At 64.1% G+C, this 14727-nt stretch carries 11 protein-coding genes and 1 tRNA gene; 5 read left to right on the forward strand and 7 right to left on the reverse strand.

The genetic code is table 11. The features are described 5' to 3' along the window. Window positions 1–367: 367 nt before the first annotated feature. The 3 genes from K288_RS0129740 to K288_RS0129750 all read left to right on the forward strand — a co-directional run bounded on the left by K288_RS0129740 (window position 368) and on the right by K288_RS0129750 (window position 2937). Window positions 368–442, forward strand: a tRNA-Gly gene (locus K288_RS0129740). Window positions 443–867: 425 nt separating this feature from the next. Further along, window positions 868–2148 carry a PQQ-dependent sugar dehydrogenase gene (locus tag K288_RS0129745; RefSeq protein WP_027582850.1) on the forward strand — a complete coding sequence of 427 codons (1281 nt, stop codon included), beginning with the start codon at window positions 868–870 and terminating at the stop codon, window positions 2146–2148. A 198-nt stretch (window positions 2149–2346) separates the two neighbouring features. Beyond that, entirely contained in the window at window positions 2347–2937 is a 591-nt protein-coding gene (locus K288_RS0129750) for a c-type cytochrome (RefSeq protein WP_027582851.1), read from the forward strand. 73 nt (window positions 2938–3010) lie between these two features. Here the strand turns inward: K288_RS0129750 and panE are convergent, their stop codons facing one another. The 3 genes from panE to K288_RS0129765 form a co-directional block, all read right to left on the reverse strand. Continuing rightward, window positions 3011–3931: a 2-dehydropantoate 2-reductase gene (gene panE, locus K288_RS0129755; protein ID WP_027582852.1), complete on the reverse strand. Its 921-nt coding sequence runs from the start codon at window positions 3929–3931 to the stop codon at window positions 3011–3013. 169 nt (window positions 3932–4100) lie between these two features. Then, window positions 4101–5450, reverse strand: a complete 1350-nt coding sequence (locus K288_RS0129760) for an MATE family efflux transporter (RefSeq protein ID WP_027582853.1) — start codon at window positions 5448–5450, stop codon at window positions 4101–4103. A 224-nt stretch (window positions 5451–5674) separates the two neighbouring features. Beyond that, a complete protein-coding gene (locus K288_RS0129765; RefSeq protein ID WP_027582854.1) occupies window positions 5675–6256 on the reverse strand; it encodes a DUF2239 family protein in 582 nt (193 codons plus the stop codon). Window positions 6257–6418: 162 nt separating this feature from the next. Between K288_RS0129765 and K288_RS0129770 the strand changes: the two genes are divergently transcribed. Beyond that, window positions 6419–7084: a glutathione S-transferase gene (locus K288_RS0129770; RefSeq protein WP_027582855.1), complete on the forward strand. Its 666-nt coding sequence runs from the start codon at window positions 6419–6421 to the stop codon at window positions 7082–7084. Between the two features lie 108 nt (window positions 7085–7192). Here K288_RS0129770 and K288_RS0129775 read toward each other — a convergent pair whose 3' ends face one another. The 4 genes from K288_RS0129775 to ggt all read right to left on the reverse strand — a co-directional run bounded on the left by K288_RS0129775 (window position 7193) and on the right by ggt (window position 13159). Continuing rightward, window positions 7193–8581 carry a serine hydrolase gene (locus K288_RS0129775; protein ID WP_051334809.1) on the reverse strand — a complete coding sequence of 463 codons (1389 nt, stop codon included), beginning with the start codon at window positions 8579–8581 and terminating at the stop codon, window positions 7193–7195. 129 nt (window positions 8582–8710) lie between these two features. Further along, complete coding sequence (locus K288_RS0129780) at window positions 8711–9607, reverse strand: NAD(P)-dependent oxidoreductase (RefSeq protein ID WP_027582857.1); 897 nt, start codon at window positions 9605–9607, stop codon at window positions 8711–8713. A gap of 275 nt (window positions 9608–9882) precedes the next feature. Further along, entirely contained in the window at window positions 9883–11181 is a 1299-nt protein-coding gene (locus tag K288_RS0129785; protein WP_027582858.1) for an MFS transporter, read from the reverse strand. Between the two features lie 232 nt (window positions 11182–11413). Beyond that, a complete protein-coding gene (ggt, locus tag K288_RS0129790; protein WP_027582859.1) occupies window positions 11414–13159 on the reverse strand; it encodes a gamma-glutamyltransferase in 1746 nt (581 codons plus the stop codon). 113 nt (window positions 13160–13272) lie between these two features. Here ggt and K288_RS0129795 point away from each other — a divergent pair, with 113 nt between their 5' ends. Continuing rightward, on the forward strand, window positions 13273–14658 hold the full coding sequence (locus K288_RS0129795; RefSeq protein WP_027582860.1) for an MFS transporter: 1386 nt from the start codon (window positions 13273–13275) through the stop codon (window positions 14656–14658). The last annotated feature ends 69 nt before the right edge of the window (window positions 14659–14727 follow it).

Here is a 14727-nt window from a genome sequence, read left to right on the forward strand (position 1 = left end):
ACCGAACACCCGTCAGCTAAATGGCGGTTTGGCGGCAAATTTCAATCGGTGGGCGCACTTACCGTTCCGCCGCAGCGCCGGCCGACCCTGGGTGGCCAGCAGCGCACAGTCGCGACCAAATGCGGCCGGAATTTGCAGGGTTTCCCGAGCCGAATCGGCTGTGGCGGCGTGGAGCTGGAAAAGCGGGTTCCCGGGCGAAAAACGCGGCGAGTCGCCGGCAAATTGCCCTCGGTGGCGTTGCTCGCGGCCGTTTCATCCCCATTTGGCATGAAATCAGGCGATTTCGTCACCTTCGGACCTGTTGCATTCACGGTCCGCTTTTGGCATAGCTCTGCCGTTGCCGGCGAGCGATCGCCGCCATCAGGACGCGGGTGTAGCTCAGTGGTAGAGCACGACCTTGCCAAGGTCGGGGTCGAGGGTTCGAGCCCCTTCGCCCGCTCCAAATTTCCCGTCCGCCGAACTCCCTCTGCCTGGCAGCAGAGCGCAGCTTCCCTTGCTGGACCGAAGCAAGCTTACGCGAAGTTGGCTCCGACGGGATATGAGACCCAGCTCGATCGCTGCCGACCAGTCATCCGACGATTGATTTCCCAGCCAATCGAAATTGCCGGCCGTCAGTCTACGAGAGGCGTTAGCTTCGAACGAATATTGCGGCGCAATGACATCGCTGATGCTTCGCTAGAAAACAACGCAAGCGATCCCCTCAACTTGTCTTGACCTCGCTCGAATGCGCAGTTCATCGCCTGCGCTTCTCTCGCGCCGGGGATGTGCTAACATTTTTCGCTCTGGCCTATCTCTCGCAGGCCATTACGATCGTCTCGTTAGAATCAATAAAGAGCCAGCCGCCCGGCTGGATAGGGGAGCAACGCGATGCAATCGGTTTTCAATCGTTCCATTCTTGCGCTTGCCACCATCGCCCTTGTGGCGGGGACAGGCTTTGCCAATGCGCAGCAACAGCAGCAGGACAAGGGTAGAACGCTGAAGAAATACGAATCCGGCAGCAAGGAATTCTGGACCCATCCGCCGGATGACTGGTTCCTGGGCGACGAGACTGAAGCGCAAAAGGGGCTTGCCCCGCCGTCAGGACCGCCGACCGGCGCCTCCGACTCCGAGCTGGCGGCGTTGATCAAGAAGATCAAGCTCCCACAGGGCTTCAAGATCGAAGTCTATGCGTCGAACGTGCTCGCCGCGCGGCAGATGGCCTGGGGCGACAAGGGCACGCTGTTCGTCGGCTCGTTCGGGCTCGGCAACGTCTATGCGATCAAGGACAACAACGGCAAGAAAGAGGTCAAGACCATCCTCAAGGGGCTGAACATGCCCACCGGTCTCGCCTTCCGCGACGGCGCGCTCTACGTGATCGCGGTCGACAAGCTGATCCGCTACGACAATGCGGAAGCCAATCTCGACAATCTCGGCCAGGGCAAGGTGGTCTATGACGACATGCCCTCCTATGCCGCGCATGGCTGGAAATATATCGCTGTCGACAAGGACGGCTGGTTCTACATTCCGTTCGGACCGCCCTTCAACATCGGCGTTCCCCCGACCAGCGTCTCGCAGATCCGCCGCGTCGATCCCAAGACCGGCAACGCGGAAATCTGGGCCCTCGGCGTGCGCAACAGCGTCGGCGGCGATGTCGATCCGCGCACTGGCCGCTACTGGTTCACCGAGAACGCGCGCGACTGGATCAGCGACGACCTGCCGAGCGACAAGCTCAACATGATCACGAAGATCGGCGAGCATTTCGGCTATCCCTATTGCCACCAGGGCGACATGCCCGATCCGAAATTCGCGATGGGGCATAAATGCTCGGAGTTCACGCCGCCCGTGCTCAACCTCGGCGCCCACGTCGCCCCGCTCGGCATGAAGTTCTACACCGGCAATCAATTCCCGGCCGACTACAAGAACAACATCCTGATCGCCGAGCACGGCTCGTGGAACAGGCACAAGTACCAGGGCGGACGGATCGTGCGCGTGATCGTCGGTCCTGACGGCAAGAACGCCAAGCAGGAAGTGCTGGCGTCCGGCTGGATCGAAGGTGACCAGGGCTATCTCGGCCGCCCTGCCGACATCATCCTCGACAAGGATGGCTCGATCCTCGTTGCCGACGACTGGGCCGGTGCGATCTATCGCATCAGCTACAGCAAGAAGTGAGACTGTGACGAACGGAGGCTGCGGTGGCCGTATGGTGGCCGCAGCCTTTTCCTTTTTGATCCCTCATATTGTCGTTCCGGATCGTACGCGAAGCGGGCGGGTCCGGAACCCATGACCACGAGCGGTGGTTATGGATTCCGGGCTCGCGACTGCGTCGCGTCCCGGAATGACGAACTCAGTGACATGGATGTGTGGCTCATGCGCGAGCGGTTTGTATGGTACGTGGCAAGCAGCCTTGCGCTGGCTTCAATCGCGCTCACTCCCGCCCGCGCCGCCGATGTCGCGGCCGGCAAGGAGAAAGCCGAGATGTGCATCGCATGCCACGGCGAGAACGGCATTTCGCAAACGGAAAACATCCCCTCGCTCGCCGGCCAACCGGATCAGTTCATCCAATGGCAGCTCGTGTTCTTCCGCGCCGGCACCCGCAAGAACGAGCTGATGCAGCCGATCGTCGAGCAGCTCAACAATGACGACATCCGCAATCTCGGCGCTTATTTCTCCTCGCTGACGCCGCCGAAAGGCCCGAAGGATGACGATCCTGATCTGTCGGAAAAGGGCAAGCAGGCCGCGGCCGGCCGCCGCTGCGCGTCATGCCATACCGACAGCTATGCCGGCACCAAGGCGGTGGCGCGCATCGCCGGCCAGCGCGAGGAATATCTCGTCAAGGCGCTGCACGACTACAAGTCCAGCGTGCGCTCGGGCGGCGGCATGGCCGCGATGGCCGATGTCGCCTATCCCTTGAGCGACGAAGAGATCACCGCGCTCGCGCATTATCTCGCGCATCTCTGATGGTGATCGGGAACGCCGCGCGCCGCCGAGGGACCCGCCCCGGGTTGCGCTGCGCTTCACCCGGGCTGCGAGACTACTTGCCCCGCTGCAACTCATACGCCTTCAGATGCGTATAGGCCGTGCGCAGCTTCGGCACCGGAATCTTGGCTGCATCCGCGCGGGCGACGAGGTCGCCGATCACGTGATCGGCTTCGACCGGCATGCCGGCCTTGATGTCGCGGAACATCGAGGCGGTCATCGGCGAGCCTTCGGCGGTCAGCATGCCCTTGGCGCGCTCGAAGAACGGCCCAGCCGGCGCATAGCCTTCGGCCGTCGCCACCGCGCTGCATTCGTCGAGCATGCCGAGCAGGAAATCCTTGCCGCCGGGCGCCGCCAGGATATTGCCGACGGAGGTGCGCATCACGCTGGTGGAGGCCGCGAGCGAAGCCAGGAACACCCACTTCTCCCACATGTCCTGCATCACATGGTCGCTGGCGGTGGCGCCATTGATGGCGGAAAACACCTCCGCGATCGCGCGCACGCGGTCCGACATCTTGCCGTCACGTTCGCCGAAGGTCAGCGACTGCATCGGCTGCAACTGCACCACTTCGCGCGCTTCATTCAGTGTTGCCGCAATCGCGCACAGGCCGCCGAGCACATGCTCGGCGCCGAATTTCTTGTCGAGGGCATTGAGATGCAGCATGCCGTTGAGCAGCGGGATGATCGCGGTGTTCGGTCCGACCGCCGGCGCGAACGACTTGATGGCGTCCTCCAGGTCGAATGCCTTGCAGCTCAACAGTACGACATCGAATTTCTCGCTCAATTTGTCCGCCTGCACGGTCGGCGGATTTTTCAGCGTCACGTCGCCGTTAGGGCTCTTGATCACGAGCCCGGCGGTCGCGAGTTCGGATGCGCGCCTGGGGCGGACCAGAAATGTAATGTCACGGCCGGCCTGCAGCAGCCGCCCACCGAAATATCCGCCGATCGCACCGGCGCCGACGACGAGAACGCGCATGAGATAATTCCTTGTTGTTGTTGCTTGAGAGATGGACGGGCGAACTGTCAAATGGGGAGGCGACCCTCCCTGCCCTTCGGGTTTCTCCTTGGCCCTATTGTGGCGCGATCCGTGCGCTCCGTCTACAATATGATGATCATCATCATATTGCGATGATCCCGCTTCCCGGTCAAATCAAACGCTCGATGGTCTGCTTCCGCCAGACCAGCATGTAATAGCCCATCTGCAGCAGGAACATGGTGCAGAAGGTGATCGGATAGGCCGCCCATACCCCCTCGATGCCGATCAGCCGGCTGAGGACGATGGCGGACGGGATCTCGACCAGCGCGATCGCGAGGGCGGAGATCAACAACGGCATCCACACCGTGCCGCCGGCGCGCATCGCCCCCGAAAACACCGTCGACCTCCCGAACAGGACCGAGCTCCACAGCACGATGTGCAGCAGTCCCTGCGCGAGCTCGAGCACCGCCGGGTCGGTGATGAAAAAGCCCATCAGCGTGCGGGAGAACAGATAACCAAGCGCGGCCAGTCCGCCGGTCAGGATCACGTTCATCTTTAGCCCGGTGCGGACGATGGCGCCGACCTGGCTGGCCTGGCCGCGGCCGATTGCCTGAGCGCCAAAGATAGAGACCGATATCGCGATCGACAGCGCGGGGAACTGCACATAGCTCAAGACCTGGTTGACGGCGCCATAGGCCGCCGTGGCCTTGGAGCCGAAGCCGTTGACGAGGCCGAGCAGCACCAGCTCGGCAAGCGACATCACCACCATGCCGAGCGCTGCGGGAATGCCAAGCCGCAACACGATCCGTAACAGCCCGCCGTCCGGCCGCATCGCGCGCAGGAACGCGGCACCGAAAGCCAGCGCATGGCCTCTTCGCCGCAGATGGACGTTGAGCCACACCAATGTCAGCAGGCTCGACACCGCCGAGGCCCAGGCGGCGCTGGCGACGCCGAGATGCGGCAGGCCAAGCCAGCCGCGGATCAACGCCGGCGTCACCATGAGGCCGATGACAGTCGAAATCGCGAGCGCGAACAGCGGCGTAAGCGTGTCGCCGACGCCGCGCAGCATCGCCGTGGCCATGATGAAGGCGAAGGTGAGCGGCATCGTGATCATCATGGTCCGCGCGTAGGACGTGGCGGCATCGAGGATGTCGGCCGGCGTGGCGAGCGCGACCAGGAGCTCGCGCGTGAACAGCAACCCGAACAGCGCGATTGCACTTGCCAACAGGAGCGCGACCGTCAGTGTGGTGCCCGCCACCGCCTTGACCTTGTCAGGCTCGCCGGCGCCGAAGGCCTGGCCGACCAGCACGGTCGCGCCCGAGCTCAAACCAATCACGAAGGCGACCAGAAAGAACATCACCGGAAAGAACACCGAGACCGCGGCGAGCGCGTCGACCCCGATCATCTGTCCCAGATAGACGCTGTTGATGGTGCCGAACAGGGCCTGCAAAATGTTGCTCAGCATCATCGGCAGCAGGAAGGCCAGAAAGGTCCTCCAGAGCGGCGGCGGCGTGGACATGAGGCATTCCTGTTGAAGCAATAATCGATCGTTGAGTAATTCAGTCGCGTAGCGGGCTCACTTCACCTCTCCCGCTTGCGGGGGAGGTCGGCGCGTAAGCGCCGGGTGGGGGCTCTCTCCACATACAAGAACGGTCCGACTCGCGGAGGCACCCTCACCCCGCCCTCTCGCAAGCGGGAGAGGGAGCGCACCGCATCGCGGCTGGTGCGAGCTTTCACCACGCGCTAATCCGCGCGGTCGCTGTAGGCGAGCTTGACGACGTGGTCGCGAATGTCCGGCGGCCAATCGGCGATCTCGCCGACAAAGCGGCGGCGGTCATCGGCGAACAGGGCGCGCGAGGCCTCCTCGAATTTCGGCAGGTTGCCGGCCATCGCCGACATGAAATGATAGGCGGCCTCGCGCGCGGCGCGCTGGCGGTCGCGGTCGCCGCTTACGCGGCGGGCCTCGTCCACGAGCTTGCGCAATGCCACCGAGGCCCCGCCGGGCTGCGCGTTGAGCCATTCCCAATGGCGCGGCAGCAGCGTCACTTCGCGCGCGACCACGCCGAGTTTCGGCCGGCCACGGCCGCGCGGCTCGCCCGGCGGCAATTCCGGCGTCTCGTTTGGCGGCGCTGCCGTCGGCAGCCTTGCCAGGATCTCGTCATCGCTGCCGCGAAGGTCGAGATCGACCGCGCGGCCCGTCCGGTCACAGAAGATCGCAACCGGATCGGTGCTCTGGCCAGCCCGCTTGACGGCCAGCGCGACCACGGGCAGGGGCCCGGAGGCCAGGCGACGCTGGCCTTCGAAGGCTGTAAAGGTCTGGTTCATTTGAGATATCTTGTTGGTTCGTGATGTGTATATTTATGTCCGGGTATAATTTGGTTGTCAATATCACCCGGGTAAATAATTTGGCCTCTCGGCTAATCGCGAATCCGGCGATTGCCTGATAGGGAACGCGCGAGAAGGTTCTTTGCATTTTCGGGGTACGCCGTGCTGACCGTTCATCACCTCAACAATTCGCGCTCGCAACGGGTGCTGTGGCTCCTCGAAGAGCTCGGCGTACCCTACGAAATCGTGCGCTACCAGCGCCAGCAGGACATGCGCGGGCCGAAGGAGCTCCTGGCCGTCCATCCGCTTGGCAAATCGCCTGTTATTACCGACAACGGCAACACGATCGCGGAATCGGGTGCGATCGTCGAATACATCCTCGGCGCCTATGGCGAGGGACGCCTGATCCCGCCGGCCGGGACGCCGGAACGGCTGCGCTACACCTATTGGCTGCATTATGCCGAAGGCTCGGCGATGCCGCCGCTGCTGTTGAAGCTCCTGTTCACGGTCATGCCGAAACGGGCGCCCTCCTTGCTCCGCCCGCTCGTGCGCAAGGTCTCCAACCAGGTGCTGACGGCGCTCGTGAACCCGCAGCTCAAGCAGCACATGGCGTTCTGGGAGGCAGAACTCGGCAGAAGCCAATGGTTCGCGGGCAACGAGTTCAGCGCAGCCGACATCCAGATGAGCTTTCCGCTGGAGGTCGCTTCCGCGCGCGCCGGGCTGGAGGAGGGGCACCCCAGGTGCATGGCCTTCCTCGAGCGCATTCACGCGCGCCCGGCCTACGCCCGCGCGTTGGAGAAGGGTGGGTCGTATCAGGTGGGGCGCTGAACGCCACGCAATCCGCCGTCATTGCGAGGAGCGAAGCGACGAAGCAATCCATGCCTCCGCAAGTGGCAACATGGATTGCTTCGCTTCGCTCGCAATGACGAAGGGCCACTAACGCTCCACCGCTGCGATCACCTCTTTCACCAACCGCGCCAATCCGCGCATGTCGCCGGTCCGATCGACGCTGTCGCCGAGGCGAACCACGACGAGATGCTGCGTCGGCATGATGACGATGCGCTGGCCGAGATCGCCGGAGGCGAAGAAAGCATCGCGGGGAATGCCGAGCGCGATGCGGGCCTTGGCGCTCCGATGTTCGCTGCGGTTGGTCCAGAAGCCGGCGCCATAGTCGGTCTTCAGGGTCGCGGCGGCGGAAAAATCCACCCAGTCTTCGTGCAACAGCCGCTTGCCGCCGACCACGCCGTCATTGAGATAGAGCAGCCCGAAGCGTGCCCAGTCCCGCGCGCTCGCCAGCATGTAGGCGGTGCCTTGCAGTGTGCCGCTGCCGTCGAATTCCAGCGTGACGCTGCGCATGCCGAGCGGGTTGAACAATTCGCGCCAGGCAAAGGCGAGCATCTGCTCGGGGCCGCCGACGGCATAGCGGATGATCCGCGCCAATAGTTGCGTCGAGGGACTTGAATAGTGCCAGCGCGTGCCGGGCGGCGCTATCAGGGGCGCCTTCAACGCAAAGCCCGCCATGTCATCGCGGAGGTAGAGCATCTGGCTGGAGGGATCGAAGCCCGAATTGGTCTCGTCCAGCGCCAGGCCCGTTGTCATGCGCATGAGGTGCTCGACCTCGATCTCGCGGCGCGGATCATTCCTGCCGCGCCACTCCGGAATCGGCGCCGGCATCGACGGTGTGACCAGGCCTTGTTGCGTCAGGATTCCGATCAGCGCATTGATCACCGACTTGGTCATGGAAAAACCAAGCAGCGGCGTGTCGACGCTGACGCCGTTCGCGTAGCGCTCGGCGATGACCTTGCCGTTATGGACCACCACCACCGCCTTGGTGCGCCGGAGCGGCGGCTCCGCCGGCTCCTCGAAGGCATGATCGAGCGCCGCTTTCAGCGCCGGGTCCGAAGGCTCGACAGCCTCAGGGCCCGCGATCTCCTCGAGCAGCGGCGGCGCTTTTGTCACCTTCAGCGCATCGATGTCGCTCTTGAGTACGTAAGGCGCCTTCGCGCCGTGCAGCATCACGCATCCGAATCCATCGTGAAAGGCGGCGCGGCTTGTCAGCCATCCCGCCACTGACGCATCGACGGTCTTGCCCGCGCGGTCGAGCGCAAAGCGGAGCAGCGGACGCAGTCTGCGGATGCCGGCACGATCGATCGTCTCGGAAAACACCGTTTCCGGATCGAGGCCGGAGACGAATACCTTGGAACAGACATTATGTGCGACCGCGCCGGTCGCCACACGAATGGCCCGATCAGGGCGGAAGTAGACGGCAATCGCCACCGCGGCGGCGAACGCGATCGTTGCCGCGATCCATTTCTGCCAGCCCACAAATTCCTCCGCACTGAAGCTGCGCTTGAATTCCGGGTGAGGGGACTCTCCGCAAGTCCGCCTGTCACCGCTGACCCTCTTCCCGTTAAGAACGGGGAGAGGGAGGCGGCCATTCGCTTCAATCGGGTTCTACCGTGACTTCTGGGCTTCGCCAACGGAGGGGAGCGGTTGCACAGTGACGCCGGGCGGCGGCATATCGTCGTCGGGCACGAAGAAGTCCGACATCAGCGGCACCGACGAATCAACACGGTAGTGTTCGAAGTCGCGCACGCCGCTGTCATAGAGCACCTTGTCGTCGATGCAGAACCGGCCGGTGAATTCGCGTGCCGGTTTGGTCAGGATGACGTGGGCGGCATCGCCGATGATCTCGGGCGTGCGGCTGACGCGCATCATGGCGTCGCCGCCGAGGAGGTTGCCGACCGCGGCGGTGGCGATCGTCGTGCGCGGCCACAGCGCGTTGACAGCAACACCAGCCGATCGCAATTCGCCCGACAGCCCCAGCACGCACATGCTCATGCCGAACTTCGCCATGGTGTAGGCGGTGGAGTTCTCGAACCACTTTGCTTTCATGTCTGGTGGTGGCGACAGCATCAAAATGTGCGGATTCGCCGCCTTCTTCAAATGCGGAATGCAATATTTCGACACCATGAAGGTGCCGCGCGTATTGATGCCCATCATCAGGTCGAACCGCTTCATGTCGGTGGCCTGCGAGTTGGTCAGGCTGATGGCGCTGGCGTTGTTGACGCAGATGTCGATGCCGCCGAATTCGGCGACCGTCTTGTCGATCGCCGCGATCACCTGCGCCTCGTCCCTGATATCGCAGACGACCGGCAGCGCCTTGCCGCCGGCGGCGCGGATATCGTCGGCGGCGGTGTAGATCGTGCCTTTCAGTTTGGGATGCGGCTCGGTGGTCTTGGCGGCGATCGCGACGTTGGCGCCATCGCGTGCCGCCCGCAGCGCGATTGCAAGCCCGATGCCGCGGCTTGCACCGGTAATGAACAGCGTCTTGCCCTTGAGCGGCGTCATGGAAAGCCTCCGGTTCTAGTGTGAGCTACCATTTGGTTGACTCGCTCCCGCCGCGAACTCAGTGCACCTCTCCCGCTTGCGGGGGAGGCATAGGCCGCCTTCGGCGGCCGTTCCTAAGGGACGCCGAAGCGAAGCTTCGGCTATGGCGCAGCGCCGGGTGGGGGCTCTCTCCACTCAAAGAGCGTCAATCGTGGAGACACCCCCACCCCAGCCCTCCCCCGCAAGCAGGAGAGGGAGCGCAGCTCCGTCGCGGCGCAACTTGATCTCATCATGCTTTAGCCATCTGCATGCAACACCCGTCCGCGGGTCTCCGGCAGCGCGTAGGCGGCCAGGAAGAATACAGCGTAAGCGGCGACCGCGAAAATCGCGATTGCGTTGGCGAGCGAGGTCGTGGTCGAGAGCGCGCCGACGAGATAGGGGAACAGCGCGCCGATGCCGCGGCCGAAATTATAGCAGAAGCCCTGTCCGGATCCGCGCAGCCTGGTGGGATAGAGCTCGGTCAGGAACGCGCCCATGCCGGAGAAATAGCCGGAGGCAAAGAAGCCGAGCGGAAAGCCCAGCACCCACAGCAATTCGTTGCTGATCTGCACTTGCGTATAGACGAGCACGACCGCGATGGCGCCGAGCGAGAAGGTCAGGAACAGATTCCGACGGCCAATGCGGTCGGCGAGCCAGGCGCCGACGAGATAGCCAATGAACGAGCCGATGATCAGCGCGGCGAGGTAGCCGGTCGAGGTAACGATCGAAAGGTGGCGCTCGGTGGTGAGGAAGCGCGGCACCCAGAAGGTGATGGCGTAGTAGCCGCCCTGGCACCCCGTCGCCGCCAGCGCCGCCAGGATGGTCGTCTTCAGGATCGGTCCGTGGAAGATCTCCAATAGCGACGGCCGGTCGCCAGCGGCCTGCTGTTTTTCGCGCGTGGCTGCGGCGATCTCAGGCTCCGTAACATAGCGGCGCAGATAGAACACCAGCAGCGCCGGCAGCGCGCCGATCACGAACATCCAGCGCCAGGCGGTCTCCGCTGGAAGAATCGAGAACAGGATCGCCTGCGCCAGCACCGCGAGGCCCCAGCCGACGGCCCAGCCTGATTGCACCGAGCCGACCGCGCGCCCGCGATATTCCGGCCGGATGGCTTCGCCCATCAGTACCGCGCCCGCCGCCCATTCGCCGCCGAAGCCGAGGCCCAGAACGGCCCGCGCGATCAGGAGCTGATCGAAATTCTGCGCGACCGCGCAGACGAGCGAGAAGAACGAGAACCAGAGAATGGTGAGCTGCAGCGTCCTGACGCGCCCGATGCGGTCGGCAAGATAACCGCCGAGCCAGCCGCCGATGGCGGACGAGAGCAGTGTCACCGTGCCCGCAAGGCCCGCGGTGCCGGCATCGACCTTCCACAGCGTGATGATGGTGCCGATCACGAGCGGATAGATCATGAAATCCATGCCGTCGAGCGCCCAGCCCGAGGCGCACGCCCAGAAGGTGCGCCGCTCCTGCAGGTTCATGTCACGGTAGAAGGCGAGCAGGCTGGTATCGTGGATTTCAGCGATTTCCATCGCCTTCGATGGATCCGATGTCGTCATGTTGAGGTCTCCGCGAGTTTCTTCTTGGCCGCGCCTATCGCACGCGCCGGGTTCGCGGAAAAGGTAAATTTATCGCGATAGTTCCGCAAAGGCGCGGCTATCGGGCTGTGCCGACGCCTGCGCCCCACCCGTCATTGCGAGCGAAGCGAAGCAATCCATGCCGCCGCCTGTGGAGAGATGGATGGCTTCGCTTCGCTCGCAATGACGGGGAGAGAGCGTACCGGCCTGCTTGTCAATACCCCGCGGCCTCGGCGCCGCGGGTGCGGGGATCGGGCGCGCCGAGCGGGCCGTTCGATGTCACCAGGATCGAGTTGGCGGAGGAATAGCCGAGCGGCTCGACGAGCTTGTGGCCCTTGGCGCGGAGATCGGCCAGCACGTCATCGGGAAAGCCCTTCTCGATCCGCACTTCATCCGGCAGCCATTGATGATGCACGCGCGGGGCGGCAACGGCAGCGGCGATGTCCATCTTGTAGTCGATGACATCGACGATCACCTGCGTCACCGCCGATATGATGCGGCTGCCACCGGGCGAGCCGGTTACAAGTACCGGCTTGCTGTCCTTCAGCACGATGGTCGGCGACATCGACGATAGCGGCCGTTTTCCCGGCCCGGGCAGATTGGCCTCGAAGCCAACCAGACCGAATGCATTCGAGGCGCCGGGCGCGGCCGTGAAATCGTCGAGCTCATTGTTGAGCAGCACGCCCGTGCCCTCGGCGACGAGACCGACGCCATAGGGGAAGTTCAGCGTATAGGTGTTGCTGACCGCATTGCCGCTCGCGTCGACCACGGAGTAATGCGTGGTGTTGGAGCCTTCGCGCGGCGGCACCGCGGCCGCCTCGGCCCAGGGCGTGGCGCGGGCAAGGTCGATGGTGGCGCGCTGCTTGGCGGCGTAATCCTTGTCGAGCAAGGCGACCGTCGGCGCGTTGATGAAAGCGGGATCGCCGAGATAGCGGGCGCGGTCGGCATAGGCGCGCTTCATCGCTTCGATCATGACGTGGAGCGAAGCGGCGGAGCCCTGCTTCATGTCGGACATCTGGAAACCCTCGAGGATGTTCAGGATCTCCAGCAGCACGATGCCGCCCGAGGACGGCAGCGGCATCGAGACGATGTCATAGCCGCGATAGCTGCCGCGCACGGGCGTGCGGATCACGGGCTGATAGGATTTCAGATCATCCAGCGCCATGATGCCGCCGGCATCGCGCACGGCTTTCGCGAGCTTTTCCGCGACCGGCCCTTCGTAGAAGCCGCGCGGACCCTGTTCGGCGATCGCGGTCAGCGTGGCCGCGAGGTCGCTCTGGATCAGCGTGTCGCCCTCATGCAGCGGCGAGCCGTCCGTGCGCGAGAACGTCCTGGCCGAGTTCGGCCAGCGCGACATGCGGCGATACATGTCCGACAACGTGTCCGCGGTATCATCGGCAACGGGAAGTCCCTCGCGCGCGAGATCGATCGCGGGTTTGACGATCCGCGCCAGCGTGAATTTCCCGGACCCATATTTCTCCAGCGCCAGCGCGAGACCGGCGACCGTGCCGGGCACGCCGATGCCGAGCGCGGAATTGCGCGACTTGTCGGGATCTGGCTTGCCCTCGGCATTGAGGAAGATGTCGCGGGTGATGGCACTTGGGGCGGTCTCGCGATAGTCGATCGCGATATCCTCGTTGCGGTCGGCGAGATGGATCACCATGAAACCGCCGCCGCCGATATTGCCGGCGCGCGGATAGGTCACCGCCATGGCAAAGCCGGTGGCAACCGCCGCATCGACGGCATTGCCGCCCTGGCGCATGATGTCGGCGCCGACGCGGGCTGCAAGTTTTTCCTGCGCCACCACCATGCCATGTTCGGCGGCAATGCCCCGCATGGTGTCGGCGGCTGGTGGCGTGTAGAAGCGACGCTGCTCCTGCGCGGCCGCCGGCACGATCGCGAAAGCCACGAGCACGATGGTCGCGACAATTCTGCGCCAACTATTTGAGGAAGCTGCCATCAATATTTCGCCGCGGTTGGAGCCGATGTGAAGCGCTCGCCTGAGCGCCGCATGCTATATGGATTTGACGCCGACAGGCAAAGCGCCTGTTGTTGGGGCAGGACGATTTTCGCATGGACGTGGCAATCAGCGAGGCAGGCAACGCGGAGTTGCCGAAGGTATATCCGGGCCGTGCCGCCGTCGTCAGTTGGATCTTTTTCGACTGGGCCGCGCAACCATATTTCACGCTGATCACGACCTTCGTCTTCGCGCCCTATTTTGCAGGTTTCGTCGCGCCCGATCCGGCGAGCGGCCAGGCGATGTGGGGCTTTGCCACCGCTGCTGCGGGGCTTGCGATCGCGCTGTTGTCGCCGGTGCTCGGCGCCATCGCGGACGCCAGCGGCCGGCGCAAGCCGTGGATCGCCGGATTTGGCGCGCTGCTCGTGCTCGGTTCCTCGCTGATGTGGATCGGCCGGCCCGGCGATGCCGGCATCATTCCGCCGCTTCTGTTCGCCTATGCGCTCGCCTCTGTCGGCGCGGAGTTCGCGACCGTCTTCAACAATGCGATGATGCCGACATTGGTGCCGCCGAACCGGATCGGACGCCTCTCAGGAACGGGCTGGGCCACCGGCTATGTCGGCGGCGTGCTCAGCCTGTTTCTCGTGCTCGGCTTCCTCGCGGCGAGTCCCGAAAGCGGGCGCACGCTGTTCGGCTTCAAGCCGCTGTTCGGGCTCGATCCCGCGACGCATGCGGGCGATCGCATCACCGGACCGTTGACCGGCCTCTGGTTCATCGTGTTCGTGACGCCGCTGTTTCTGTTCACGCCGGACTATCCGGCGAAACGGCCGGTACGGCAGGCGCTGCGCCAGGGTTTGCGCGAACTTAAGCAAACGATCGGCGAATTGCCGAGGCGGAAATCGCTCGCGACGTTTCTGCTCGCCAACATGATCTACGCCGATGGTTTGGTGTCGCTGTTCGCGTTCGGCGGCATCTACGCCGCCGGCACCTTCGGCTGGCGCACGATCCAGATCGGCACGTTCGGCATCATCCTGGCGATCGCCGGCGTGTTCGGCGCCTGGTTGGGGGGCAAGCTCGACGATCTCCTCGGACCGAAGCGCGTGATCACAGGCAGCCTCGTCATCCTCTTGTTCTCGATCACCGCCATTCTTTTAGTCGACAAGGATTCGATCCTGTTCGTGCCGGTCGCACCGCCCCAGCCGGGCGGCGCGCTGTTCGCCGGCGCGGCCGAGCGCGCTTATCTCGTGCTCGGCTGTCTGATCGGCGCCGCCGGCGGGCCGCTACAGGCGGCCTCGCGCACGCTGCTGATTCATCTCGCGCCGAAGGATCGCATCGCGCAGTTTTTCGGATTGTTCGCGCTGACGGGGAAGGTGACGTCATTCATGGGCCCGCTCCTGATCGGCGCGATCACCGCGGCGACTGCGAGCCAGAAGGCCGGCATGGCGGTGCTCGTGCTGTTCTTCCTCGCGGGGCTCGCGCTGATAACGCGGGTGCGGGATTAAGCCCGCTGTGGTCCCGGCCTTGCGCCGGGACGACAGTGTGTAGCGTGGATGGAGCGCAGCGTGACCCGG

The organism is Bradyrhizobium sp. Ai1a-2 (assembly GCF_000426245.1).
GTDB lineage: Bacteria > Pseudomonadota > Alphaproteobacteria > Rhizobiales > Xanthobacteraceae > Bradyrhizobium.

Excerpts from the sequence above, each read along its gene's own strand:
- K288_RS0129745 (WP_027582850.1), top strand. The coding sequence starts at position 868 with ATGCAATCGGTTTTCAATCGTTCCATTCTTGCGCTTGCCACCATCGCC.
- K288_RS0129750 (WP_027582851.1), top strand. The coding sequence starts at position 2,347 with ATGCGCGAGCGGTTTGTATGGTACGTGGCAAGCAGCCTTGCGCTGGCT.
- panE (WP_027582852.1), bottom strand. The coding sequence starts at position 3,931 with ATGCGCGTTCTCGTCGTCGGCGCCGGTGCGATCGGCGGATATTTCGGT.
- K288_RS0129760 (WP_027582853.1), bottom strand. The coding sequence starts at position 5,450 with ATGTCCACGCCGCCGCCGCTCTGGAGGACCTTTCTGGCCTTCCTGCTG.
- K288_RS0129765 (WP_027582854.1), bottom strand. The coding sequence starts at position 6,256 with ATGAACCAGACCTTTACAGCCTTCGAAGGCCAGCGTCGCCTGGCCTCC.
- K288_RS0129780 (WP_027582857.1), bottom strand. The coding sequence starts at position 9,607 with ATGACGCCGCTCAAGGGCAAGACGCTGTTCATTACCGGTGCAAGCCGC.
- K288_RS0129785 (WP_027582858.1), bottom strand. The coding sequence starts at position 11,181 with ATGACGACATCGGATCCATCGAAGGCGATGGAAATCGCTGAAATCCAC.
- ggt (WP_027582859.1), bottom strand. The coding sequence starts at position 13,159 with ATGGCAGCTTCCTCAAATAGTTGGCGCAGAATTGTCGCGACCATCGTG.
- K288_RS0129795 (WP_027582860.1), top strand. The coding sequence starts at position 13,273 with ATGGACGTGGCAATCAGCGAGGCAGGCAACGCGGAGTTGCCGAAGGTA.